The sequence below is a fragment of the Bifidobacterium sp. LH_512 genome (assembly GCF_056356435.1).
The window spans coordinates 224380-246982 of sequence record NZ_JBKEUE010000001.1; the positions used below are offsets into that span (position 1 = coordinate 224380).

The window sequence follows — 22603 nt, forward strand, 5'->3', positions numbered from 1 at the left end:
GGGAGTGTCGAGTAGATGACTCGTAGCATCAAGAAGGGCCCCTTCGTCGACGCCCACCTGCAGAAGAAAGTCGACGAGCAGAACGAGAAGGGCACGCACGACGTCATTAAGACGTGGTCCCGTCGTTCGATGATCACCCCGGATTTCATCGGACACACCTTCGCCGTTCACGATGGTCGCAAGCATGTGCCGGTGTTCGTCACCGAGTCCATGGTTGGACACAAGCTCGGTGAGTTCGCCCCCACGAAGACCTTTAAGGGTCACGTGAAGGACGACAAGAAGGCACGCCGCTAAAGGAGAGTAAAGACACATGGAAGCTAAAGCAATCGCTCGTCACGTCCGCGTGACGCCGCGCAAGGCTCGCCGTATGGTCGACCTCATCCGAGGCAAGAAGGCAGCCGACGCTATCACCATCCTCAAGTTCGCTCCGCAGGATGCGTCCGTTCCGGTCCTCAAAGTTCTTGAGAGCGCCATTGCGAACGCCCGCGTCAAGGCCGACAAGGCCGGCGAACCGTTCCGCGAGAACGACCTGGTCATCAAGGAAACCTATGTGGACGAAGGCGTGACGCTCAAGCGTTTCCGCGCTCGTGCACAGGGCCGCGCTGCTCGTATCAACAAGCGTACGAGCCACATCACGGTCGTGGTCGCTAGCAAGGAAGGAGCCCGCTAAAGATGGGTCAGAAGATTAATCCCTTTGGCTATCGCCTGGGCATCACTGAGAACCATCGTTCCAAGTGGTTCTCCGATTCCAACAAGGCTGGCGAACGCTACCGCGACTTCGTTCTCGAAGACGATGCGATTCGCAAGGCCATGAGCAAGGACCTCGAGCGTGCAGGCGTGTCCCGCATCGTTATCGAGCGTACCCGTGACCGTGTGCGTGTGGATATTCACACCGCTCGTCCGGGCATTGTGATCGGTCGCCGTGGCGCCGAAGCTGAGCGTGTTCGCGCCAAGCTCGAGAAGCTCACCGGCAAGCAGGTCCAGCTCAACATCTTCGAAGTGAAGAACGCCGCGCTGGACGCCCAGCTCGTCGCTCAGGGCATCGCCGAGCAGCTGACGAACCGCGTGACCTTCCGTCGTGCGATGCGTAAGGCTCAGCAGGATGCTATGCGCGCTGGCGCCAAGGGTATCCGTATCAAGCTCTCCGGCCGCCTCGGTGGCGCGGAAATGAGCCGTTCTGAGTTCTACCGCGAGGGTCGCGTTCCGCTGCAGACCCTGCGCGCCCTGATTGATTACGGCTTCTTCGAGGCCAAGACCACCTATGGCCGTATCGGCGTCAAGGTGTGGATCTACAAGGGCGATATGACCGAGCGTGAGTTCGAAGAGCAGCAGGCACAGCAGGGCAACAACCGCCAGGGCCGTCGCGGCGATCGTCGTCCGCGCCGTGGCCAGCGCAATGCCCAGCAGCAGAACGCCGCAACTGAGGCCACTGAGGCCAAGGCTCCGGCCGATGAGGCTCCTGCCGCAACGGAAACGAAGGAGTGAGCTGAACAATGCTTATCCCAAAGAGAACTAAGTATCGTAAGCAGCACCGTCCGGTCCGCCGTGGTATGTCCAAGGGCGGCAACGAGATCGCATTCGGCGATTTCGGTATCCAGGCCCTCGCCCCGGCTTACGTGACCAACCGTCAGATCGAGGCCGCTCGTATCGCCATGACTCGTTACATCAAGCGTGGCGGTCGTGTGTGGATTACGATCTTCCCGGATCGTCCGCTGACCAAGAAGCCGCTCGGCACCCGAATGGGTTCCGGCAAGGGTGCTCCGGAATTCTGGATCGCCAACGTTCGCCCCGGCCGTGTGATGTTCGAAATCAGCGGCGTGTCTGAGGAAGTCGCTCGCGAGGCTCTGCGCCGCGCAATCGACAAGCTCCCCATGAAGTGCCGTGTTATTGCTCGTGAAGGCGGTGACATCTGATGCCAGTCGGATCTGCAGAATACACCATGAAGAATCTGAACGAGAAGACCAACGCTGAAATCGAAGGCTTCCTCAAGAAGTCCAAGGAAGAGCTGTTCAACCTGCGCTTCCAGGCAGCGACCGGTCAGCTCGAAAACACCGCCCGCCTCAAGGCGGTCAAGCGCGACATCGCCAGGATGTACACCGTCCTGCGCGAGCGTGAGCTCGGCATCAGCCAGGCCCCCGAGGCGACCGAAACGAAAGCTGAGGAGAAGTAATGGCTGAAGAGCGTAACTTCCGCAAGGTTCGTCGCGGTTACGTCGTGTCCGACAAGATGGACAAGACGATTTCCGTCGAGCTCGAGCAGCGTTCGACCCACCCGCTGTACGGCAAGGTCGTTCGTTCCACCCGCACGGTCAAGGTCCATGATGAACACAACGAGGCACGAATTGGCGACCTCGTGAGTATTATGGAGACTCGGCCCTTGAGCAAGACCAAGCGTTGGCGTCTCGATAGCATCATCGAGCGCGCCAAGTAAACAAGTTCGGCAAGGCTCCGTGAGTAACCCCGTCCGCTCAAAACGGGTGGACGGGGTGCTTGGGGAGAACCAGCTCGGCTAAGGAGAATCAATGATTCAGCAGGAAACGCGGCTTCATGTCGCCGACAACACGGGTGCGAAGGAAATCCTCGCCATCCGAGTGCTCGGTGGATCGAAGCGACGCTATGCCGGCATCGGCGACGTGATCGTCGCCTCCGTCAAGGACGCAATCCCTGGCGGGTCGGTCAAGAAGGGCGACGTGGTCAAGGCCGTCGTCGTCCGCACCGTTAAGGAACACCGTCGTGCTGACGGCTCCTACATCAAGTTCGACGAGAACGCTGCCGTGATCCTCGGCTCTGGCCGTGATCCGAAGGGCACTCGTATCTTCGGACCGGTTGGTCGTGAACTGCGCGACAAGCGCTTCATGAAGATCGTGTCCCTCGCCCCGGAGGTGATCTGAGAATGGTAGCCAAGATCAAGAGCGGCGACCTGGTCAAGGTCATCCGTGGCAAGGACCGCGGCAAGGAAGGCACCGTTGTTCGTGTGCTGCCGAACGATCGACTGATCGTCGAAGGTGTCCAGATTGTTAAGAAGCACGTGCGCGCCACCCAGCAGGGCGAGCAGGCCGGCATCGTCGCCACCGAGGCTCCGATCCATCGCTCCAACGTGATGCTGATCGACCCGGAGACCAAGCAGCCGACCCGCGTTGGCGTGATCGTGAAGCAGGAAGTGCGTGACGGCAAGGTGAAGACCGTGCGCGTGCGCGTTGCCAAGAAGTCCGGAAAGGAGCTGGCATGACCGATACCACTATCGAAGCGCCGGCAACTCCGCGCTTGAAGACGAAGTACAACGAGCAGATCGTGCCGGAGCTGGAGAAGGAATTCAACTACTCCAACCCGATGCAGGTCGCTCGCATCCAGAAGGTCGTCGTTTCCATGGGTGTTGGTGCCGCCGCGCGCGACTCCAAGCTCATCGAAGGCGCCGTCAAGGACCTCACCCTGATCACCGGTCAGAAGCCGAAGATCACCAAGGCCAAGAAGTCCGTCGCACAGTTCCACCTGCGTGAAGGCCAGGCCATCGGCGCGTACGTCACCCTGCGTGGCGATCGCATGTGGGAGTTCCTGGATCGTCTGCTGACCCTGGCTCTGCCGCGTATCCGCGATTTCCGTGGCATCAACGGCAACCAGTTCGACGGCCAGGGCAACTACAACTTTGGTCTCACCGAGCAGTCCATGTTCCACGAGATCGATCCGGATTCGATCGATCACCAGCGCGGTATGGATATCACCGTGGTGACCAGCACCAAGGACGACAAGGAAGCCAGCGTGCTGCTGAAGCACCTCGGTTTCCCCTTCAAGGAGAACTGATATGGCAAAAACTGCTCTTAAGAACAAGGCAGCCGCTAAGCCGAAGTTCAAGGTGCGTGCTTACACGCGCTGCCAGGTGTGCGGTCGTCCCCACTCCGTCTACCGCAAGTTCGGCCTGTGCCGCATCTGCCTTCGTGAGAAGGCCCATCGCGGCGAGCTGCCCGGCGTTACGAAGTCCAGTTGGTAAATATCGACGCTGAAGGTCCGCGGCCCAATCACTTGTAGTGTGTGAGGGCGGCGGAAACCACGGCGAGAAAGGGCGTTAGCCCAAATGACAATGACAGATCCGATCGCAGACATGCTTACGCGTCTGCGTAATGCGAGCGCGGCAAAGCACGAAACCGTGGATATGCCGTACTCCAAGTTCAAGGCGAACATCGCTGAGATTCTGAAGCGTGAAGGCTACATCAAGGACTTCACCGCCAAGGAAGCCAAGGTCGGCCAGACCCTCGAGGTCACCCTCAAGTACGGCCCGAACGGCGAGCGTTCCATCCAGGGCATCAAGCGCATCTCCAAGCCGGGCCTGCGTCGCTACGCAAAGTCCGATGCTCTGCCGATGCCGCTCGGTGGCCTCGGTATCGCCATTATCTCGACGAGCTCGGGATTGTTGACCCAGAAGGAATGCCTCGACCGAGGCATCGGCGGCGAAATCGTCGCTTACGTGTGGTGAGAAAGGAGAGCTGAAACATGGCATCGCATATTGGTAAGCTCCCCGTCACCATTCCGGCTGGCGTGGAAGTCACGATTGAAGGCCAGAATTTCTCGGCCAAGGGCCCGAAGGGCACCGACTCCTACGTTATTCCGCAGGGCATCACCGCCGCTGTCGAGGGCAATGAAATCGTCCTCACTCCGGCTGACGACCTGCGTCCGACCCGCGCTATGCATGGCCTGAGCCGCTCGCTCATCGCCGGCATCGTCAAGGGCGTGCACGAAGGCTATGCCAAGAACCTGGAAATCGTCGGCACCGGTTACCGCGCCGTGATGAAGGGCAAGGGCATTGAGTTCTTCCTCGGCTACTCCCACACCATCACCGTGGAACCGCCGGCAGGCATCGAGTTCGAAGTTCCGAACCCGAACCAGGTGATCGTTAAGGGCACCGACAAGCAGATTGTCGGCCAGGTTGCTGCGAACATCCGCAAGCTGCGTGCTCCGGAACCGTACAAGGGCAAGGGCATCAAGTATTCGGACGAACGCATCCTGCGCAAGGCTGGAAAGGCTGGTAAGTAGTATGAGCGTCAAGATTCTCGGTAAGGGTAAGAAGGTCGCTCTCAAGCGCCGTCACGCTCGTATTCGCAAGCGCATCTCCGGCACCCCGGAAATGCCGCGTCTGGTGGTCACCCGTTCCAACCGTCACATGGTTGCTCAGGTCATCGACGATACCAAGGGCATCACTCTGGTGAGCGAATCCACTCTGATGAGCGACTTCGCTGATTTCCAGGGCACCAAGGTCGAAGCTGCCAAGAAGGTCGGCGAGCTGATTGCTAAGAAGGCTCTGGAAGCCGGCATCACCGCAGTCGTGTTCGACCGCGGCGGCAACAAGTATCATGGTCGCGTTGCAGCTGTGGCTGAAGGCGCCCGCGAGGGAGGTCTGGCACTGTGAGCGACATCGAGAAGGAAACCCCAGTGGCTGAAGAAACTCAGAACACTCAGGCACCTGCTGAGGCCGCTAACGACGAGCGCAAGTCCCGTCGCGGCCAGCGTGGCGAAGGCCGTCGTGGCGAGCGTCGCAACCGCCGTGAAGAAAATCACGAGAACGAGCTGCTCGACCGCGTTGTGACCATCAACCGCGTGTCCAAGACCCACAAAGGTGGCCGTACGTTCAGCTTCGCTGCCCTCGTGGTGGTCGGCGACGGCAACGGCACCGTTGGCGTCGGCTACGGCAAGTCCCGTGAAGTCCCGGCCGCTATCGCCAAGGGCCAGCTGGATGCCAAGAAGCACATGTTCAACGTCCCGCGCGTGCGTGGCACCGTCACCCACCCGGTGATCGGTCACGACGCTGCCGGTACCGTTCTCCTGCGCCCGGCCGCTCCGGGTACCGGCGTTATCGCCGGTGGCGCTGTCCGCGCCGTCATGGAGTGCGCTGGCATCACCGACGTGCTGACGAAGTCCATGGGTTCCGCCACCGCAGTCAACGTGGTGCGCGCTACCGTCGACGCCCTCAAGAAGCTTGAGGAGCCGGAGGAGATCGCCGCCCGTCGTGGCCTGTCCCTCGAAGAAGTGGCTCCGGACGCGCTGCTGCGTGCCCGCGCCGCTGGCATCGCCGAGGCTCGCAAGGCTCGTGAAGAAGCCCAGGCCAAGGCTGCTCAGAAGGATGGTGAGTGATGGCTAAGCTGAAGATTACTCTGCACCACGGTTTGGTGAATTCCACCCCGAAGCAGCGTGCAAATGCCAAGACCCTGGGTCTTAACAAGATCGGCAAGACCGTCGTGCGCGAGGACAACCCGGCCGTTCGCGGTTCGGTGAACGTCCTGCGTCACCTGGTCACCGTTGAGGAGGCAGACTGATTATGGCTACTGAAGAAGAAACCACAATCCTGCAGATGCATGACCTCAAGCCGGCTCCGGGTGCCAACAAGGATCGCATCCGTGTCGGTCGCGGTGAAGGCTCCAAGGGCAAGACCTCGGGCCGTGGCGACAAGGGCACCAAGAAGCGTTATCAGGTTCGCCCTGGCTTTGAAGGTGGCCAGCTGCCGCTGTACATGCGCCTGCCGAAGCTCCGCGGCTTCAAGAACCCCTTCAAGAAGGAGTTCCAGGTCGTCAACATTGCCGCTCTTGCGGAACTGTTCCCGCAGGGTGGCGAAATCACTGTTCAGGATCTGATCGCCAAGGGTGCCGTCCGTGACGGTTACCCGGTCAAGGTCCTGGGTGATGGCGAAATCACGGCTGCCTACACCATCAAGGGTGTTAAGGCTTCCGCTTCCGCCAAGGCCAAGATCGAAGCCGCCGGCGGTTCCATCTCCGAGGACTGATTATTCCGTCCACGGATTGAATCATCGCCGTGAGGTTTTAAGCCTTTCCCCGTCTGATTGACGGGGAAAGGCTTTTTTTGTAAAAACCGTCATGTAATCAAGCGGACACGCCAAGACGTATTTTGAGCATATGTCGATGCTGGTTTATGCCCTGCGCTAGACTCGACGCCTAGAGTCTGTTCGCATGGGTGCGCCGTCGCGCGAGACAATGGAAGGAAATCCCCTTGAGGACTTTAATTCAAGCCTTTCGTACCAAAGAGTTGAGGAATAAGATCCTCTTCGTCTTTGCGATGATCATTATTTATCGAATTGGTTCGTTCATCCCAGTTCCGGGCGTGGACTATACCGTCGTTCAGGACTGCCTGAGCACGATGACCGGTTCTTCCGAAAACTTCATCGGACTGGTGAACCTCTTCTCCGGCGGCGCAATGTTGCAGCTGTCGATTTTTGCATTGGGCGTTATGCCGTACATCACGGCTTCAATCGTTATTCAGCTGCTGCGCGTCGTGATTCCTCGCTTCGAAGCTTTGCATAAGGAAGGTCAGTCCGGCGAAGCCAAGCTGACCCAGTACACTCGTTACCTGACCATCGGCCTGGCTGTGCTGCAGTCCACCACCATTCTGGTAACCGCACACTCCGGCGCACTGTTCAACTATCAGTGCTCTCAGGTCATTCCCGACAACTCCATCTGGAGCCTGCTCGTCATGGTATTTGTTATGACCGGCGGTACTGGCCTGATCATGTGGATGGCTGAATTGATCACCGAAAAGGGCATCGGCCAGGGTATGTCCATCCTTATCTTCATGTCCATCTGCTCCGGCTTCCTGCCGCAGTTGTGGGAAATCGGTTGGGGCACCGACGGCACCGACGGTGATTGGCTGAAGTTCGGCATCGTCGTCGGCGTTCTGCTGGTCATCCTGATTTTCGTCGACTTCGTCGAACTGTCTCAGCGTCGTCTTCCGGTCCAGTACACCCGTCGTATGATCGGGCGCAAGATGTATGGCGGTTCTTCGACCTATCTGCCGCTGAAGATCAATATGAGCGGCGTCATCCCGCCGATCTTCGCATCCTCCATTCTGGCTGTTCCGACCCTGATCGCACAGTTTGGCGATTCCGAAGCCAGCTGGGTCACGTGGATCAACAACAACCTGGCCAACACTACCTCCGTGTGGTACATCGCCCTGTACGCGCTCATGATCGTGTTCTTCTGCTTCTTCTATACGGAAATCACGTTCAACCCGGACGAAACCGCTGACAACATGAAGCAGTACGGTGGATTCATCCCGGGCATCCGTGCAGGCAGCGCCACCAGTCGTTACCTGAAGTACGTGATGAATCGTCTGAACACCGTGGGCGCTGTTTACCTGCTGTTCGTCGCTTTGATTCCGACTGTCCTGATCATGGCGCTGCAGCTCAACACCCAGCTGCCGTTCGGTGGTACGACCATCCTGATCATCGCCGGCGTCGGCCTCGATACGTTGCGTCAGGCCAAGGCCCAGACCGAACAGTTCCAGTACACTGGCTTCCTGTTCGAAAACACGGACCACAAGGAAGGCAAGTAAGCCTTGCAATAACCTTGCGGCATGAAACCGTCGTGCATCTCATCAAACGAATCGAGCATGCACGACGGTTTCCTGTTGCCTCATGCCTTTACGGCATACCCGTCCATCAGATAAACACAACTGCGGAGAGAAGAACCCGGCATAGACCGAGAATCCTCCAAAGCGTAAAACCAGTACAGGAGACAACAATGCGACTGCTGATCATGGGCCCCCAGGGCGTTGGCAAGGGTACTCAGGCCGCTCTGCTGAGCGAACATTATGGCATCCCGGCCATTTCCACCGGTGACATTTTCCGTTACAACATCAAGAACAAGACTGAACTCGGCGTTGAAGCGCTGAAGTACATCGACAAGGGCGAACTCGTTCCGGATGAGCTGACCAACAAGATCGTCAAGGATCGCCTGGCCATGGGCGACGCCAAGAACGGCTGGATTCTCGACGGCTATCCGCGTAACGCCTCCCAGGTCGAAGCCCTGGACGCCATGCTTGAAGAACTCGGCACCCCGCTCGACCACGTTGTGGCATTGGACGCCGACCGTGATGTGCTGCTGGAACGCATGGCCAAGCGCGCCGCTGAACAGGGCCGTTCCGACGACACTCCGGAAGCCATTGCCAAGCGTCTGGAAACCTACGAGAAGGAAACCGCTCCGCTGCTCGACATCTACGGCGGTCGTGACCTGCTCGTCACCATCAACGGCGTTGGTGAAATCGCCGACATTCAGGCCGATATCGTCGCAAAGCTCGGCTGAACACTTGGCTGATTATTCGTGATGATATTCAGCCGGATAATACTCAACTGAATATCAGCGTCAATCCGTATTCGGGAGCGTTGTCGCATAGTGATGACGCTCCTTTTCCTATATCACGACACGCCAAAAGTTTTTTTCCTACCCTATGTGTATTCTTGCAATTTGGCGTGTCTTCGGACATGCATAGTAATCGCCAAGGAACGGAACGAGGCTCATGGCAAAAGACGGTGTGATTGAAGTCGAAGGACAGGTAGTCGAAGCACTGCCAAACGCGATGTTCCGCGTTGAACTCGAGAACAAGCATATCGTGCTTGCGACCATCTCAGGCAAGATGCGTAAGAACTATATTCGTATCCTGCCGCAGGATCGTGTTGTGCTGGAAATGAGCCCCTACGATCTGAACCGAGGCCGTATTACGTACCGTTACAAGTAAAGGTACAACAAAGAAGGATAACCATGAAGGTCAGCCCTAGTGTGAAGAGGATCTGCGAAAACTGCCGCGTGATCCGTCGTCACGGCCGCGTCATGGTGATCTGCATCAACCCGCGCCACAAGCAGCGCCAGGGCTGAGCAGATCCAGCGGCATAATGAAGTAAAGGCGCTGAGTCACGATTCGGCTGAACCAGTCGAACGCACCCCGGGTACGCAGGCCCGGGCCGGGAAACCGGACGACTCGGTGCAAGACCTGCGGAAATGAAAAGGAATCGCAATGGCACGTCTTGCCGGAGTCGACATCCCCAATGAGAAGCGCATCGAGATCGCCCTCACCTACATCTTCGGTGTCGGCCGCACTCGCGCTAAGGAAACGCTTGCCGCGACCGGTATCAATCCGGACATCCGCGTCAAGGATTTGACGGATGAGCAGCTGATCACGCTGCGTGACTACCTCGAAGCCAACTACAAGATCGAGGGTGATCTGCGTCGTGAAATCGACGCTGATATCCGTCGTAAGATTCAGATCAACTGCTATCAAGGCCTGCGTCACCGTAAGGGACTTCCTGTGCGCGGCCAGCGCACCAAGACCAACGCTCGTACACGCAAGGGCCCGAAGCGCACGGTCGCCGGAAAGAAGAAGGCCACCAAGTAGTGGGTGGCAAGTTCGAGCCACGAGATACCACATCTCATCGTTCGAACGATTACAATAGTTCGTTACTAGGAAACGAGGGTCAATGGCAGCTCAAAAGCAAGCCGCGCGCAAGCCGCGTCGCCGCGACCGCAAGTCGGTCCCGGTTGGGCAGGCGCATATCAAGTCCACTTTCAATAACACCATCATCTCCATCACCGATCCGTCCGGCGCTGTTGTGTCCTGGGCCTCCGGTGGCGAAGTCGGCTTCAAGGGCTCCCGTAAGTCCACGCCGTACGCCGCTGGCATGGCTGCTGAAGCCGCCGCTCGCAAGGCGATGGAACACGGCCTGAAGAAGGTCGACGTGTTCGTCAAGGGCCCGGGTTCCGGTCGTGAAACCGCTATCCGTTCCCTGCAGTCCGCTGGTCTCGAAGTCGGCTCCATCACCGACGTCACCCCGCAGGCACACAACGGCGTTCGTCCTCCGAAGCGCCGTCGCGTCTGAGCACTAAGAAAACCATCCATCCAAAGCCGCTTAAGGCCGGCGAGTGCACCACCGGTCAGAAGCTGAAAGGATAACCACAGTGCTTATCGCACAGCGTCCGACACTTACCGAGGAAGTTATTAATCCTCAGCGTTCCCGCTTCGTCATCGAGCCTCTTGAGCCGGGCTTCGGCTACACACTTGGCAACTCGCTGCGCCGCACCCTGCTGAGCTCGATTCCTGGAGCGGCTGTGACTTCGGTGCGTATTTCCGGTGCGCTGCATGAGTTCACCACTCTGCAGGGCGTTCGTGAGGACGTTACCGAAATCCTGCTGAACATCAAGGGCATCGTGCTCACCAGCGAATACGATGAGCCGGTTGTCATGTATCTGCGCAAGAGCGGCAAGGGCGAAGCAGTCGCGGGCGACATCACCCCGCCGGCCGGCGTCACCATCGCCAATCCGGACATGCATATCGCCACGCTCGCCGAAGACGGCGAACTTGAAATCGAGTTCACTGTCGAACGCGGCCGCGGTTACGTGCCCGCCCAGATGAATAAGCAGGATAATGCCGAGATTGGCCGTATTCCGGTTGACTCCATTTACTCCCCGGTGCTCAAGGTGAGCTACAAGGTCGAGGCTACCCGTGTGGAACAGCGCACGGACTTCGACAGGCTCATTCTAGACGTGGAAACCAAGCCCGCCATCACCCCGCGTGATGCTGTTGCATCCGCTGGCTCCACCTTGGTTGAGCTCTTCGGTCTGTGCCGTGAACTCAACACCCAGGCGGAAGGCGTTGAAGTCGGACCGGCCCCTGTGGTCGAAGAGACCAACCCTGAGATGGCTGTTCCGATCGAGGACCTGAACCTCACCCAGCGCAGCTACAACTGCCTGAAGCGTGAAGGAATCCACACGGTCGGTGAGCTGGTTGCCCACACCGAGCAGGATCTGCTCGACATCCGCAATTTCGGTATGAAGTCCATCGATGAGGTCAAGGAAAAGCTGCAGACCCTCGGTCTGGCTCTGAAGGCCTCCCCGCTTGGCTTCGACACCACTAACCTCGAAGGCGGCACGTTCTTCTCGCCGGAAGACGAGTAATCGCGTCGTTTTTGATTCAACCGCTTCATCGAATTCGGATGTTCGGGCAGTTGCCCACCTGGATTCGATGAGGCATTCAAGGAGACAATAATGCCTACACCTAAGAAGGGCCCGCGCCTGGCGTCCAGCCCGGCTCATGAGCGCCTGATGCTCGCGAACATGGCCACCAGCCTGTTCATGCACGGCCGCATCGTCACCACGCTGCCGAAGGCCAAGCGCCTTCGTCCGCTGGCCGAGCGCCTGATCACCTTCGCCAAGCGTGGTGATCTGCACTCCCGCCGTCGCGTGATGCGCGTCATCCGCAACAAGTCTGTCGTACACAAGCTGTTCACCGAAATCGCTGAGCAGATGGAGCAGCGCGAAGGCGGCTACACCCGCATCGTCAAGATCGCTCCGCGTAAGGGCGATTCCGCTCCGGCGGCTATCATCGAGCTCGTCACCGAGCCGGTGAGCCCGAAGAAGGCCGTCGTCAAGGAAGCCGAAGCCGCAACCAAGGTTGCCGCTGAAGCCGCTCCGGTCGTCGAAGAGGCCACCGTCGAAGCTCCGGCCGAGCAGGCTGAGTGAGTCAGATAGTCTGACATAGACGAATAAAGGCTGGGAATCACTGATTCCCAGCCTTTTTCATGTCCAAGTCCACTATCACCCATTCAAAACCGTTACAACCATGTGGTCGCAACGGTTTGTTGCTGTCCCAGCACCCCATTCCGTCACAACCCTGCGGTTGCAACGGTTTCCATCTTGTCGGGAACATGTTTCGCGTAGCGGCGTATTGGTATGCTCAACCAAGTGAGACTACGTATTGATTTGGCATATGATGGTGGCGCGTTCTTCGGCTGGGCGAAGCAGCCCAATATCCGTACCGTGCAAGGGGAAATCGAGCAGGCGATGCGTCGCATCCTGCGCATCCCTGAAGACGACGTCGGCAATCAGCCGCGCCTGACCGTTGCGGGCCGTACGGATACCGGTGTTCACGCTTTACATCAGGTCTGTCATGTTGACGTCACCGAAGAATCATTGCAACGCTGTGTCGGTCATATGCAAGTCCCGCCAATCATTGCGTTGCAGCATCGCCTGCAACGCATGCTGCCCAATGATATCGCCATTCATCGCATCAGCGAAGCCCCAGTTGGATTTGATGCGCGTTTTTCCGCGCTTGAACGCACTTATGTGTATCGCATCGCCGATCGGAACAGTCTCATTGATCCGCGCATGCGCAATTTTGTGCTGCATATCGACGACACGCTGAATATTGACGTGATGAACGAGGCGGCGGCGTTGACTCTGGGATTGCACGATTTCGGCTCCTTCGCGACGCCGAATCCTGGAGGCACGACGATTCGCGACGTGAAAACCGCTTATTGGCGGCGCATTCCTGCTTCGCCGTTGATGCCGTCGCCGATGGGGGAGTCATATAGTACGCCATCGGCTGAGTCGGGATTATTGTGTTTCACGATTGTCGCCGACGCGTTCGCACGCAATATGGTGCGTTCGTTGGTGAATGGATGTGTGCAGGTCGGCGTTGGCAAGCGTTCGGTTGATTGGTTTGAGAAAAAGATGGCGACGCCGCTGCGTGAAGGATCGACGGGGCCGATTGCGCCGCAAGGATTGACGCTGGAATACATTGCCTACCCTCCGGACGACCAGCTGGCGATTCGTGCGGAAGCGATTCGCGCAAAACGCGAATTGCCTGCATAGTCAGCTACGTATGGCGCTGCAATCCGCAAGGCCATGCACATAGCCGCAGTCCATGCATCAGTGCGCCCCATTTCCATGTGTGACCGTTGCATCACCTGAAAACGGTCACACATGCAGATGGAGCACGACCGCGTCAGCATATGTGACCGAAAAGTAGGGCTAAAACGGTCACTTTTGCAGACGGGACACGTTTGTATCAGCAAGTGTGACCGGAAAACCGTGTTGAAACGGTCACATGTGCTGACGGGATATGTTCACATCAGCACAAGTGACCGTGTGGGCAGTGCATTATCGAATCATCAGTCGCAGCGCTTGGTCAGAGGCTCCCACGGCTCAAGCACAACCGGTTCGGAAGCGGTCAGCGCCAATGTGTCCGCATCCAGATAATTCTCGTGGATAATGATTTCGGTGACATACTGGTCGAACCAGCTATCGGAGGCAACATAGTAGCCGTCCTTGCCATTGTCCTTGCCCCAGCTGTTTTCAACCTTCCAACGATCCGGTGTGCCGTTCGCATCCAGATTCACGCCGGTCAGCGTCATCGCATGATTGCTCGGACGGTCGCCATATTCCAGGCCGTCGGCCTTGTCGAAGGTGAATTCAGTGCCGAACAGCTGGTCGACGCGCACGGTATCGCAGTCGAAAACGCCATCGCCACGAAGCGAGAACTGCATGCAATCGCAGGCGAACCAGATCGGATGACCTGCGGAAAGCTGATCGACGGCCGCCTTCTTGAACACGTCCAACGGTACGTTGACGAATTCCATATCGGGAGCTTCCGCCACATTCGTGGAATAGCGGATGCTGTAACGTTTGCCGAACGGCGTGCGCTGCATCGGCGAATTGCATACCGTCACGAAATCGTTGACATCAACCGGCACATATTTGCGGTAGAACTCCATCGGCGTAATGCCGAATTCGCGAATCTGGCGTCGCTCATCCTTGCCGGTTTCCTTCTTGGCATCAGCCGCGGCTTCCGTAGTGGCATCAGCAGCCTTATCGTCGGTTTTATTCTTGTCATCATCATTGACGCGAGCAAAGAAATCGAAATGTTCCGGCGGCTCGCCCAAGCTGATCGCGCAAATACGATAGACCACGCCCATGGCTTTATCCTTTGCTGCACGCAACTCCTCAATGGCGGCGCCATCGTGATGACGGGCACGCAAATCGGCGGCGATCTCACGCAGCTTCGTATTCAGATACTGCTTGAAAGCGTCGGAATTACGGGAATTCGCGGATTCCGGATACGCCGACTTCGGCACAAGACCATACTTGTTGACCAAGGCGGCGAACATCTGCCACCAGCCGCCATCATCCGCCGGGCCTTCATTGATGGCCTGGAATACGCGGCTGTCCGTCGGCTCATCCAACGTGTCCAACACGTTTTCCAGATAGGCGTTCGACTTTTCGATCGCATCCCAGAAGAACAGGTAGGTTTCGGAGAATTCAAAATCCTCGAGATGCCACTTGTGCATCAGTTCGTAGCGCAGCACGTTCAGCGACGCGAACATCCAGCAGCGGCCGGAATGCTCCTGGTTGGTGATGGAACCCTGCTTCAAGTCGATGGAGAAGTCGCGGGGGAGCGCACGTACGCCTTGATATGCGGTGGCGGCTTTCAACACACCGGCCGACACCGCGGCGTTGGCGGCGACCAGGTTGGCGCGGTCGGCATTGAAATCGGTGGAATATTGACGCATTTGCTCGGCGGTCATTGCCTTGGGTGACGCGGTTTGAGTCATACTCATGATTCTCCTTGCGGTTGACGAATTCGCATGAACGTTTGCATTCTAACGCTTAACCGAATACGTGTTACCGCCATGGCTGGTCGTATAGCGCATGTGACGTGTCTCCGACGTTCACGGCTTGAAGGGAACGAAAAAAGAAAAGCCCCTACCGATTTTCTCGATAAGGGCGATGGCGGATGAAGCGAGATTCGAACTCGCGGAGGTTTTGGCCTCACACGCTTTCGAGGCGTGCTCCTTAGACCGCTCGGACATTCATCCATAATGCTGCAACTAAGCAGCTTGTTTATTCTGCCATAGATTTTGGACTTGTCAAATTCGGCGGCGGGTCACCGGCTGAACCGCCGCAGGATTGGTTTAAAGATGTGGTCAGTCTGATTGCACGATTAGTTTGATTGGGCCATCGTTTGGCTATGAAATTGTTTGATTTACGCAGTCAGTCTGATCGTGTGGCCATACAGCGGCGTCATCCGCTATTTTTCAGCAGCGCCTCGTCAAAAGAAGGATATCCGTTTTGGAAAGCGCGATACGCATGATTCGACACCAATTGTGCAAGTACGTGCAGGGAATCCGCGCGGTTTTGCTTGGCCGAAGAAGTGGGCTGCGCAGAATCATCGGAATCATCAGCAGCGTCAGCACCATCGGCAGCGGCATTGGAGATCGCCGTCATCTCCTCACGCGCGCAATTCATGCGCGCAACCGCCATCAACGGCGCATTCAAGCCATTCGCGGGGTCGATAATCGTTTCCGCGCCATCCAATAATCCTGAATCGGTAATGTCGTAGACTTTCAGACGTGGATCGTCAATATCGTCGGCCAAATCAATCAAGCGTTCGCCGGTCGAGTGATAGGAATCGGCGTCCGCAAGCGTAACGTCATCGATATTGCGCGCCGCGGCGACTTCGGCGATGAATCCCAAACGATCCTCCGCAAGTGCCATCGCCGCAAGCGTGGCATCGTCCAAATCCAAATCGTCGACGTTGTCAAGAGGACGCGTGGATTGCTGAAGCGTGGGCATATCGAATTGTGCGGCAATCGTATTGGCCTGCTGTCGCGATTGCGCGCTGCGAATAACGCCTTCGTCGAAGCGGCCCGTGCAATATGAGGCGACGTCAAGCCATTGCGATGCCGCTTGCAAAGCCGCAAAATATTTCGACAGCCGGGGAATCGCGGACTGCAGAACATCGCGCAGATCGGAAGCCGCATAATATGCGGTTTCGCAGGGGCTGAATCGCTGTTCGGATTGTGCGCGGCCTTCGATGTTTGGTGCTGCGCAGGCAGTGCAGAACAGTGCTGATGCCACCATGATTGACGTCGTGATGATGCGATGACGACGTGACATGGAGGAGGATAGACGTGTCTGCATGAAACATTACACTAATGGTTGACTGTGACCATTGGGCCAAGCGCTCGGATAATAACTTCATAGGAGGTCTGAAATGGAACTGGACCTGGCAGGAATGCATCGTCTTGCCGCGGAGCAAGGCATCGAACCCGAGGCGCTCGACGAGGCTCTCGCAGAGGCGCTGCGATTGGCGTATCTGAAGACGCCGCACGCCGCCAAGCATGCACGTATTGAACTGGACGAACGTGCTGGCACGTTCACCGTTTGGGCTCAGGATGAGATTCCGGCGGAACCGACCGAGGAAGATCCTCACCCATATCCGACGCTTGGCGAAGAATATGACGACACCCCGCGCGATTTCGGCCGTCTTGCCGCCTCCACCGCACGTCAGGTGATTTCCCTTCTGTTCCGCAAGGCTGAAGACGATAAGATCTTCGGTGCATTCTCCGGTCAGAAGGGCAAGCTTATCACTGGCGTTGTGCAGCAGGATGCGAAGGACACCGCAAACGTGCACGTCGCCGTGGGCGATGTGGAAGCCATCCTTCCCCGTCGTGAGCAGGTTCCGGGCGAACGCTATCGCCACGGCGAACGCATCCGCGTGTATGTCGTGAATGTTGCGCGTGGTCTGCGCGGACCGGAAATTGTGGTGTCCCGCTCCCATCCGGAACTGGTGCGTCGCCTGTTCGAACGTGAAGTGCCGGAATTGGTGTCCGGTGCCGTGTCGATCATGGCCATCGCCCGTGAAGCCGGAGCCCGCACGAAGATTGCCGTGCGCGCCAACACTGAAGGCATCAATCCGAAGGGTGCCCTGATTGGTCCTGGCGGCGCTCGCGTTCGCGCTGTTATGGAAAATCTTGGACCGGAGAAGATCGACATTGTCGATTGGTCTGCCGATCCGGCGGAATTCATCGCTGCCGCGCTGTCTCCGGCTGTCGCGACCGGCGTGCAGGTGATTAGCGAAAAGAACCAGACCGCCATCGCCTACATTCACGATGACCAGTTGTCACTGGCCATCGGCAGGGAAGGTCAGAATGCTCGTCTGGCCGCTAAGTTGACCGGCTGGAAGATCGGCATCGAATCCGCCGAAACGCATGCCCGCAAGCAGGAGGAGGCCGCCAAGGCCGCCGAAGCTGCCGATGTGAACGCGGAAGCGGCTGATGCTCAAGCATCTGAAAACACCGCGGAATAACAGGATTTGGTGCGTATTCACGGTGCTGGTTGTACATGGGATTCACATCCAGCGCCGTGAGTATGCTGAACTCGACAATCCAAGCATGCAGGCAATTGCTGGCATGCCATGGCAAAGACGAGGTATTACGAACATGGTTGCACGATGAGACAGAGCAGGCTCGCCGTGAATCACTAGAGGCCGCGCTCATATGCGCGCGGTCCAGGATAGGAGAAATTGAGTGCCGAAAGCACGCGTATATGAACTCGCCAAGGAATTTGGCGTAGATAGCAAAACTGTCCTTGAAAAGCTCAAGGACATGGGAGAATTCGTCAAGTCCGCGTCGTCGACCGTAGAAGCACCGGTCGTGCGTAGACTCAAAGAGTCGTTCTCTTCAAGCGCGGCAGCCCCCGCTCCGAAGAAGACTCAGTCGGCTCCGGCCGCTGCAAAGCCGGTCGCCACCAAGCCTGTTGCCGCGAAACCGGCAGCCCCCAAGCCCGCCTCGCCAGCTCCGACGTCGGCGCATTCGGCACCGGCCGCTGCAAAGCCGGCAGCGCCGACCCCAGCTCAGGCCGCAGGTCATTCCAACTCTTCAAAGCCGTCCGCACCGCAGGCAAAGCCCGGTGCACGTTCCGGCCAGCCCGCAGGCAATAAGCCCGGATTCGCCGCGAAGCCGTCCGCGGTTCCTGGCCCACGCGGTCCGCGTGGCGGCCAGAATGGCGCTGCCAATGGCAATGCCGGAAAGCCTGAAGGCAACGGCGATTCTCGTCAGCGTACGTCCGGACCTCGCCCGGGCAATAATCCATTCAGCCGTAAGCAGGGTATGCGTACTCCTACGCCCGGCGATATTCCTCGTCCGCACCCGATGGCCCGTCCGAACGCCAACAACAATGCCGAAGGTGGTCGTGGCCGTGGTCCGCGTCCGGGCCAGGGCAATGGTCAGGGCGGTGCCCGCGGCGGTTTCCGCGGTCGTCCGGGCCAGGGCGCTCAGGGTGCCAAGCCGGGCCAGTGGGGCCAGCATCGTCCGGGACAGGGTGGTGCCTCCAATAATGGTCGTCCGGGTGGTAATCGTTTCGGCGCCGGCGCCGGCAATTCGAACGGCGGCTATCAGGGCGGTTCCAATAATGGGCCGGCACGTGGCGGCCGTGGCGGTGGCCGTGGTGGCGCCGCAGGCGCGTTCGGTCGTCAGGGCGGTAAGTCCTCGAAGGCACGTAAGAACAGGCTTGCGAAACGTCAGGAGTTCCAGGAGCTGAAGGCTCCGGTCATCGGCGGTGTGCGCATCCCGACCGGTAACGGTCAGACCGTCCGTCTGCGTCAGGGCGCTTCCCTGGCCGACTTGGCCGAGAAGATCAACGTCAACCAGGCCGCACTGGTCACCGTGCTGTTCCACTTGGGAGAAATGGCCACCGCGACCCAGTCTCTGGACGAATCCACGTTCCAGATTCTCGGCGAGGAGATTGGCTGGAACATCAAGATCGTTTCCGCCGAAGAGGAAGACAAGGAGCTGTTGCAGCAGTTCGACATCAACCTCGATGAGGAAGAGCTGCAGGAGGATGAAGACCTCAAGCCGCGTCCGCCGGTCGTCACCGTCATGGGCCACGTCGATCACGGTAAGACCCGACTGCTTGACACCATCCGCTCCACCAACGTCATCGCACGCGAAGCCGGCGGCATCACGCAGCGCATCGGTGCATACCAGGTGACTGTGGATATGGAAGGCGAAGCGCGCAAGATCACGTTCCTCGACACCCCAGGCCACGAAGCCTTCACCGCTATGCGTGCCCGTGGTGCCGAACTCACCGATGTCGCCATCCTTGTGGTGGCCGCCGATGACGGTGTCATGCCGCAGACCGTTGAAGCCATCAACCACGCTCAAGCGGCTCACGTTCCGATTGTCGTGGCTGTGAACAAGATCGATAAGCCGGGCGCGAACCCCGACAAGGTTCGAGGCCAGCTCACTGAATTCGGCTTGGTTCCGGAAGAGTATGGCGGCAACACCATGTTTGTCGACATCTCCGCAAAGCAGGGCACGAACGTCGACAAGCTGCTGGAAGCCGTGCTGCTGACCGCCGACGCCGAGCTCGACCTGCGTGCGAATCCGGATATGGACGCCCGCGGCGCCACCGTCGAAGCCCGACTCGACAAGGGCCGTGGTGCCGTCGCCACTGTGCTGGTGCAGTCCGGTACGCTGCATATCGGCGACGCCATCGTAGCCGGCACGTCCTATGGCCGTGTCCGTGCGATGCTCGACGAAAACGGCAATCAGATGAAGGAAGCCGGCCCGTCTACGCCGGTGCAGGTCTTGGGCCTTACCTCCGTGCCGACTGCAGGCGACTTGTTCCTCGTTGCCGGTGACGATCGTACCGCACGCCAGATTGCCGAAAAGCGTCAGGCCACCGAGCGTGCCGCCCAGCTGGCCAAGCGCCGCAAGATCGTCTCCTTGGAAAGCCTCAAAGAGCAGTTCGCCAAGTCCGAAGTGGATATGCTCAACATCGTTATCAAGGGCGACTCCTCCGGCTCTGTCGAAGCTCTGGAAGATTCCTTGATGAAGATCGAGGTTTCCGACGAAGTCGGCATCCAGGTCATCCACCGCGGTGTTGGCGCAATCACCCAGAACGACGTCAACCTGGCCACGGTCGACAAGGCCGTCATCATCGGCTTCAACGTGCGCCCGAACCGTCAGGTCGCCGATCTGGCCGAACGTGAAGGCGTCGAAGTCAAGTACTATTCGATCATCTACAAGGCGATCGAAGACATCGAAGCATCCCTCAAGGGCATGCTCAAGCCGGAATACGAAGAGGTCGTCACCTCCCACTCGGAGATCCGCGAAATCTTCCGCTCCTCGAAGTTCGGCAATATCGCCGGCGTCCTCGTGCAGGACGGCGAAGTCAAGCGAGGCACCAAGTGCCGTATCCTGCGCAATGGCGTGGCCACGGTCAACGACTTGGAGATTTCCTCGCTGCGTCGTTTCAAGGACGACGTCACCTCCGTCAAGGAAGGCTACGAGGCGGGTATCAACCTCGGCACCTTCAACGACATCGAGATCGGCGATATCATCGAAACCTTCGAGATGCAGGAAGTCGAACGCAAGTAGTGTCGACGATTTGTGCGGCGTAATCGGCTTGGTTATGAAGCCGGCCGCGCAACGTTATGATGACGATGCGCCCACGTCGGGAAACACCGGCGCGGGCGCATCGCGCGTCTTCAAGCATCAATTACAGGCAGACCCGCGCATGTCTTAAGCATGTAGTGGGGGCTGTGCGACAATGATGCCAACATGATTTGTTAGGCGTGTGATTTCATGCACGCATGAAGAAAAAAAGGAACCTGATAATGGCAGGCACCAATCCTCGCGCCGCGCGTATCGCGGCTTTGATTCAGCGCGTGATTGCCTCTTCGATGGAGGCTCAGCTTCACGACAAGCGTCTGCATAATGTGACGATTACGGAAGTGCGCGTCACCAACGATTTGCAGATCGCGAAGATTTATTGGACCCAGCTTGGCCACGAAGGCCACGAGCAGGGCGAACGCAAACGCGCACAGCAGGCGTTGAACCAGGCGAAGGGCCGTCTGCGCTCTTTGGTTGGTGCGAAGGCCGGCCTGCGCTTGACGCCGCAGCTGGAATTCATTTTCGATGAGGTGCCGGGTGAGGCCCACGGCATCGAAGACATTCTGATGATGGCGCGCAAGCGTGACGAGGAGTTGGCGAAGACGCGCGAAAACGCGCAGTATGCCGGTGATGCCGATCCGTATAGGCATCCGGAAGAGCGTGATGACGACGATTCCGAAGATGATGATTTCGACGATGATTTTGATGACGATGTCGTCGTTGAAGATTTTGATGATGATTCGTTGGATGACGGCACTTCCGATGATGACGCCGTGACCGAGGCATGACGCGTACCGTGAGCACAGGCGCACAGCAGCAATCCTCCGGATTGCTTATTATCGACAAGCCGCAAGGCGTTACCAGCCATGACATTGTGGCCGCCGTTCGCAGCACGCTGCATATGAAGCGTGTCGGCCATGCGGGCACCCTCGATCCGATGGCCACCGGCGTGCTGGTCGTCGGATTTGGCAATGCCACGAGGCTGCTGAATTACATCGTCGACCATAGCAAAACCTATGAGGCGACGATTCGTCTTGGACAGCGCACCACCACTGATGACGCCGACGGTGACATGTTGGAAGACGATGAAACCGCAGTCAAAGCAGCTCTGAAACAAGTCACGCGAGAACGTCTCGAATCGGTGATTGCCGAACACTACACCGGCGGAATCGAGCAGGTGCCGAACACGTTTTCCGCCATTAAAATCAACGGCCAGCATGCTTATGATTTGGCGCGTGAGGGCAAGGACGTGCAATTGCAGGCTCGCAACGTCACCATCGAGGAATTCGTGGTGTCGGATATGCGCAATGCGACCGCGCCGAATGGCCGTGCCGTGATTGACGTCGACGTGCGTGTATCCTGCTCTGCTGGCACGTATATTCGCGCTTTGGCCCGCGATTTGGGTGCCGAATTGGGTGTGGGCGGCCATCTGACGCGTCTTCGTCGTACTCGTGTCGGTGATTTCCGTGCGGATGATCCTCGTATCGTCACCGCGCATACGGAAAGTCGCACCTTCACCAATCGCGAAGGCGGGGAGATAACGCGCAATCGCGCCGTATTGGACGCAACCGACAGCACTATTGCCGAACACATGATCGGCATGCTGGAAAGTGCGACATCCACCATGCCGGCATTGCCGATTGCCGAACAGGAAGCCGCGGATCTGCGTTTTGGACGCCGTATCGCCCGCGACATGCATGGCATCGCCGTCGCATATGTGCCGCACAGTGAAGACGTGGTCGCAATTGTGGAACGCGCGAAACGCGGGGAAGCCAAGCCAATCGTCGTGTTTGCGCAGTGAATGAATGATGCGCACGGCTTCGCT

31 protein-coding genes and 1 tRNA gene are annotated in these 22603 nt (G+C 58.3%); 29 read left to right on the forward strand and 3 right to left on the reverse strand.

The annotated features are described in order from the left end of the window. Positions 1–15 precede the first annotated feature (15 nt). From rpsS to AC1AWD_RS01035, 25 genes are all read left to right on the forward strand, one after another. On the forward strand, positions 16–294 hold the full coding sequence (rpsS, locus tag AC1AWD_RS00915) for a 30S ribosomal protein S19 (protein WP_476508815.1): 279 nt from the start codon (positions 16–18) through the stop codon (positions 292–294). Between the two features lie 16 nt (positions 295–310). Continuing rightward, entirely contained in the window at positions 311–670 is a 360-nt protein-coding gene (gene rplV, locus AC1AWD_RS00920; RefSeq protein WP_476508816.1) for a 50S ribosomal protein L22, read from the forward strand. Positions 671–672: 2 nt separating this feature from the next. Further along, positions 673–1485 carry a 30S ribosomal protein S3 gene (gene rpsC / locus AC1AWD_RS00925; protein ID WP_476563208.1) on the forward strand — a complete coding sequence of 271 codons (813 nt, stop codon included), beginning with the start codon at positions 673–675 and terminating at the stop codon, positions 1483–1485. 8 nt (positions 1486–1493) lie between these two features. Then, a complete protein-coding gene (gene rplP, locus AC1AWD_RS00930; protein ID WP_476563209.1) occupies positions 1494–1913 on the forward strand; it encodes a 50S ribosomal protein L16 in 420 nt (139 codons plus the stop codon). After that, a complete protein-coding gene (gene rpmC / locus AC1AWD_RS00935; RefSeq protein ID WP_476563210.1) occupies positions 1913–2170 on the forward strand; it encodes a 50S ribosomal protein L29 in 258 nt (85 codons plus the stop codon). The genes rplP and rpmC overlap by 1 nt, the downstream gene beginning before the upstream one ends. Further along, complete coding sequence (rpsQ, locus tag AC1AWD_RS00940) at positions 2170–2430, forward strand: 30S ribosomal protein S17 (RefSeq protein ID WP_476508820.1); 261 nt, start codon at positions 2170–2172, stop codon at positions 2428–2430. Before rpmC ends, rpsQ begins: the two co-directional genes overlap by 1 nt. 91 nt (positions 2431–2521) lie before the next feature. Then, complete coding sequence (gene rplN, locus AC1AWD_RS00945; protein ID WP_476563211.1) at positions 2522–2890, forward strand: 50S ribosomal protein L14; 369 nt, start codon at positions 2522–2524, stop codon at positions 2888–2890. A 2-nt stretch (positions 2891–2892) separates the two neighbouring features. Further along, on the forward strand, positions 2893–3228 hold the full coding sequence (rplX, locus tag AC1AWD_RS00950; protein WP_476508822.1) for a 50S ribosomal protein L24: 336 nt from the start codon (positions 2893–2895) through the stop codon (positions 3226–3228). Beyond that, positions 3225–3797, forward strand: a complete 573-nt coding sequence (gene rplE, locus AC1AWD_RS00955) for a 50S ribosomal protein L5 (protein WP_476563212.1) — start codon at positions 3225–3227, stop codon at positions 3795–3797. The genes rplX and rplE overlap by 4 nt, the downstream gene beginning before the upstream one ends. 1 nt (position 3798) lies before the next feature. Then, positions 3799–3984 carry a type Z 30S ribosomal protein S14 gene (locus AC1AWD_RS00960; protein ID WP_003808046.1) on the forward strand — a complete coding sequence of 62 codons (186 nt, stop codon included), beginning with the start codon at positions 3799–3801 and terminating at the stop codon, positions 3982–3984. 84 nt (positions 3985–4068) lie between these two features. Next, positions 4069–4467: a 30S ribosomal protein S8 gene (gene rpsH, locus AC1AWD_RS00965; protein WP_476508824.1), complete on the forward strand. Its 399-nt coding sequence runs from the start codon at positions 4069–4071 to the stop codon at positions 4465–4467. A 17-nt stretch (positions 4468–4484) separates the two neighbouring features. Further along, positions 4485–5024, forward strand: coding sequence for a 50S ribosomal protein L6 (gene rplF, locus AC1AWD_RS00970; protein WP_476563213.1), 540 nt, complete (start codon positions 4485–4487; stop codon positions 5022–5024). Position 5025: 1 nt separating this feature from the next. After that, positions 5026–5397: a 50S ribosomal protein L18 gene (gene rplR, locus AC1AWD_RS00975; RefSeq protein WP_476563214.1), complete on the forward strand. Its 372-nt coding sequence runs from the start codon at positions 5026–5028 to the stop codon at positions 5395–5397. Further along, complete coding sequence (rpsE, locus tag AC1AWD_RS00980; protein ID WP_476563215.1) at positions 5394–6119, forward strand: 30S ribosomal protein S5; 726 nt, start codon at positions 5394–5396, stop codon at positions 6117–6119. The genes rplR and rpsE overlap by 4 nt, the downstream gene beginning before the upstream one ends. Then, complete coding sequence (rpmD, locus tag AC1AWD_RS00985) at positions 6119–6301, forward strand: 50S ribosomal protein L30 (RefSeq protein WP_476563216.1); 183 nt, start codon at positions 6119–6121, stop codon at positions 6299–6301. The genes rpsE and rpmD overlap by 1 nt, the downstream gene beginning before the upstream one ends. 2 nt (positions 6302–6303) lie before the next feature. Further along, positions 6304–6765, forward strand: a complete 462-nt coding sequence (gene rplO, locus AC1AWD_RS00990; protein WP_476563217.1) for a 50S ribosomal protein L15 — start codon at positions 6304–6306, stop codon at positions 6763–6765. A gap of 224 nt (positions 6766–6989) precedes the next feature. Next, entirely contained in the window at positions 6990–8327 is a 1338-nt protein-coding gene (gene secY / locus AC1AWD_RS00995) for a preprotein translocase subunit SecY (RefSeq protein WP_476563218.1), read from the forward strand. A gap of 188 nt (positions 8328–8515) precedes the next feature. Further along, positions 8516–9076, forward strand: a complete 561-nt coding sequence (locus tag AC1AWD_RS01000; protein WP_476563219.1) for an adenylate kinase — start codon at positions 8516–8518, stop codon at positions 9074–9076. A gap of 214 nt (positions 9077–9290) precedes the next feature. Beyond that, complete coding sequence (gene infA, locus AC1AWD_RS01005; protein WP_003808114.1) at positions 9291–9509, forward strand: translation initiation factor IF-1; 219 nt, start codon at positions 9291–9293, stop codon at positions 9507–9509. 23 nt (positions 9510–9532) lie between these two features. Beyond that, positions 9533–9646, forward strand: coding sequence for a 50S ribosomal protein L36 (gene rpmJ / locus AC1AWD_RS01010; protein WP_003842636.1), 114 nt, complete (start codon positions 9533–9535; stop codon positions 9644–9646). A 139-nt stretch (positions 9647–9785) separates the two neighbouring features. After that, entirely contained in the window at positions 9786–10163 is a 378-nt protein-coding gene (gene rpsM / locus AC1AWD_RS01015) for a 30S ribosomal protein S13 (RefSeq protein WP_107042202.1), read from the forward strand. An 82-nt stretch (positions 10164–10245) separates the two neighbouring features. Continuing rightward, positions 10246–10644, forward strand: coding sequence for a 30S ribosomal protein S11 (gene rpsK, locus AC1AWD_RS01020; protein WP_476508833.1), 399 nt, complete (start codon positions 10246–10248; stop codon positions 10642–10644). A 79-nt stretch (positions 10645–10723) separates the two neighbouring features. Then, the gene (locus AC1AWD_RS01025; RefSeq protein WP_476563220.1) at positions 10724–11719 is read left to right on the forward strand and encodes a DNA-directed RNA polymerase subunit alpha; all 996 of its coding nucleotides are present in this window, start codon (positions 10724–10726) and stop codon (positions 11717–11719) included. Between the two features lie 90 nt (positions 11720–11809). Next, positions 11810–12283, forward strand: a complete 474-nt coding sequence (gene rplQ / locus AC1AWD_RS01030) for a 50S ribosomal protein L17 (RefSeq protein ID WP_476563221.1) — start codon at positions 11810–11812, stop codon at positions 12281–12283. 210 nt (positions 12284–12493) lie between these two features. Continuing rightward, positions 12494–13414: a tRNA pseudouridine synthase A gene (locus AC1AWD_RS01035; protein ID WP_476563222.1), complete on the forward strand. Its 921-nt coding sequence runs from the start codon at positions 12494–12496 to the stop codon at positions 13412–13414. A gap of 299 nt (positions 13415–13713) precedes the next feature. On the opposite strand, the gene AC1AWD_RS01040 is transcribed toward AC1AWD_RS01035, so the two are convergent. The 3 genes from AC1AWD_RS01040 to AC1AWD_RS01050 form a co-directional block, all read right to left on the reverse strand. After that, positions 13714–15153 carry a C1 family peptidase gene (locus AC1AWD_RS01040; protein WP_476564508.1) on the reverse strand — a complete coding sequence of 480 codons (1440 nt, stop codon included), beginning with the start codon at positions 15151–15153 and terminating at the stop codon, positions 13714–13716. A gap of 176 nt (positions 15154–15329) precedes the next feature. Then, positions 15330–15417 (reverse strand) — tRNA-Ser (locus AC1AWD_RS01045). 205 nt (positions 15418–15622) lie between these two features. Further along, entirely contained in the window at positions 15623–16462 is an 840-nt protein-coding gene (locus AC1AWD_RS01050; RefSeq protein WP_476563223.1) for a hypothetical protein, read from the reverse strand. 133 nt (positions 16463–16595) lie between these two features. On the opposite strand from AC1AWD_RS01050, the gene nusA reads away from it, so the two are divergent. The 4 genes from nusA (at position 16596) to truB (ending at position 22579) form a co-directional block, all read left to right on the forward strand. Further along, entirely contained in the window at positions 16596–17690 is a 1095-nt protein-coding gene (gene nusA / locus AC1AWD_RS01055) for a transcription termination factor NusA (protein WP_476563224.1), read from the forward strand. A gap of 220 nt (positions 17691–17910) precedes the next feature. Next, positions 17911–20763: a translation initiation factor IF-2 gene (gene infB, locus AC1AWD_RS01060; RefSeq protein ID WP_476563225.1), complete on the forward strand. Its 2853-nt coding sequence runs from the start codon at positions 17911–17913 to the stop codon at positions 20761–20763. 239 nt (positions 20764–21002) lie between these two features. Next, the gene (gene rbfA / locus AC1AWD_RS01065; RefSeq protein ID WP_476563226.1) at positions 21003–21566 is read left to right on the forward strand and encodes a 30S ribosome-binding factor RbfA; all 564 of its coding nucleotides are present in this window, start codon (positions 21003–21005) and stop codon (positions 21564–21566) included. Then, complete coding sequence (gene truB / locus AC1AWD_RS01070; protein WP_476563227.1) at positions 21563–22579, forward strand: tRNA pseudouridine(55) synthase TruB; 1017 nt, start codon at positions 21563–21565, stop codon at positions 22577–22579. The genes rbfA and truB overlap by 4 nt, the downstream gene beginning before the upstream one ends. The last annotated feature ends 24 nt before the right edge of the window (positions 22580–22603 follow it).

Bases quoted from the DNA above. Each gene is read 5' to 3' on its own strand.
- rpsH (WP_476508824.1), top strand. From the start codon at position 4,069: ATGACAATGACAGATCCGATCGCAGACATGCTTACGCGTCTGCGTAAT.
- rplV (WP_476508816.1), top strand. From the start codon at position 311: ATGGAAGCTAAAGCAATCGCTCGTCACGTCCGCGTGACGCCGCGCAAG.
- rplR (WP_476563214.1), top strand. From the start codon at position 5,026: ATGAGCGTCAAGATTCTCGGTAAGGGTAAGAAGGTCGCTCTCAAGCGC.
- AC1AWD_RS01050 (WP_476563223.1), bottom strand. From the start codon at position 16,462: ATGGTGGCATCAGCACTGTTCTGCACTGCCTGCGCAGCACCAAACATC.
- rplX (WP_476508822.1), top strand. From the start codon at position 2,893: ATGGTAGCCAAGATCAAGAGCGGCGACCTGGTCAAGGTCATCCGTGGC.
- rplP (WP_476563209.1), top strand. From the start codon at position 1,494: ATGCTTATCCCAAAGAGAACTAAGTATCGTAAGCAGCACCGTCCGGTC.
- rplN (WP_476563211.1), top strand. From the start codon at position 2,522: ATGATTCAGCAGGAAACGCGGCTTCATGTCGCCGACAACACGGGTGCG.
- rpsC (WP_476563208.1), top strand. From the start codon at position 673: ATGGGTCAGAAGATTAATCCCTTTGGCTATCGCCTGGGCATCACTGAG.
- AC1AWD_RS01040 (WP_476564508.1), bottom strand. From the start codon at position 15,153: ATGACTCAAACCGCGTCACCCAAGGCAATGACCGCCGAGCAAATGCGT.
- rbfA (WP_476563226.1), top strand. From the start codon at position 21,003: ATGGCAGGCACCAATCCTCGCGCCGCGCGTATCGCGGCTTTGATTCAG.
- truB (WP_476563227.1), top strand. From the start codon at position 21,563: ATGACGCGTACCGTGAGCACAGGCGCACAGCAGCAATCCTCCGGATTG.
- AC1AWD_RS00960 (WP_003808046.1), top strand. From the start codon at position 3,799: ATGGCAAAAACTGCTCTTAAGAACAAGGCAGCCGCTAAGCCGAAGTTC.
- AC1AWD_RS01035 (WP_476563222.1), top strand. From the start codon at position 12,494: ATGCTCAACCAAGTGAGACTACGTATTGATTTGGCATATGATGGTGGC.
- rpsQ (WP_476508820.1), top strand. From the start codon at position 2,170: ATGGCTGAAGAGCGTAACTTCCGCAAGGTTCGTCGCGGTTACGTCGTG.
- rpsK (WP_476508833.1), top strand. From the start codon at position 10,246: ATGGCAGCTCAAAAGCAAGCCGCGCGCAAGCCGCGTCGCCGCGACCGC.
- rplE (WP_476563212.1), top strand. From the start codon at position 3,225: ATGACCGATACCACTATCGAAGCGCCGGCAACTCCGCGCTTGAAGACG.
- rpmD (WP_476563216.1), top strand. From the start codon at position 6,119: ATGGCTAAGCTGAAGATTACTCTGCACCACGGTTTGGTGAATTCCACC.
- rplF (WP_476563213.1), top strand. From the start codon at position 4,485: ATGGCATCGCATATTGGTAAGCTCCCCGTCACCATTCCGGCTGGCGTG.
- rpsM (WP_107042202.1), top strand. From the start codon at position 9,786: ATGGCACGTCTTGCCGGAGTCGACATCCCCAATGAGAAGCGCATCGAG.
- rpmC (WP_476563210.1), top strand. From the start codon at position 1,913: ATGCCAGTCGGATCTGCAGAATACACCATGAAGAATCTGAACGAGAAG.
- rpsS (WP_476508815.1), top strand. From the start codon at position 16: ATGACTCGTAGCATCAAGAAGGGCCCCTTCGTCGACGCCCACCTGCAG.
- rplQ (WP_476563221.1), top strand. From the start codon at position 11,810: ATGCCTACACCTAAGAAGGGCCCGCGCCTGGCGTCCAGCCCGGCTCAT.
- AC1AWD_RS01000 (WP_476563219.1), top strand. From the start codon at position 8,516: ATGCGACTGCTGATCATGGGCCCCCAGGGCGTTGGCAAGGGTACTCAG.
- nusA (WP_476563224.1), top strand. From the start codon at position 16,596: ATGGAACTGGACCTGGCAGGAATGCATCGTCTTGCCGCGGAGCAAGGC.
- rpmJ (WP_003842636.1), top strand. From the start codon at position 9,533: ATGAAGGTCAGCCCTAGTGTGAAGAGGATCTGCGAAAACTGCCGCGTG.
- infA (WP_003808114.1), top strand. From the start codon at position 9,291: ATGGCAAAAGACGGTGTGATTGAAGTCGAAGGACAGGTAGTCGAAGCA.
- rplO (WP_476563217.1), top strand. From the start codon at position 6,304: ATGGCTACTGAAGAAGAAACCACAATCCTGCAGATGCATGACCTCAAG.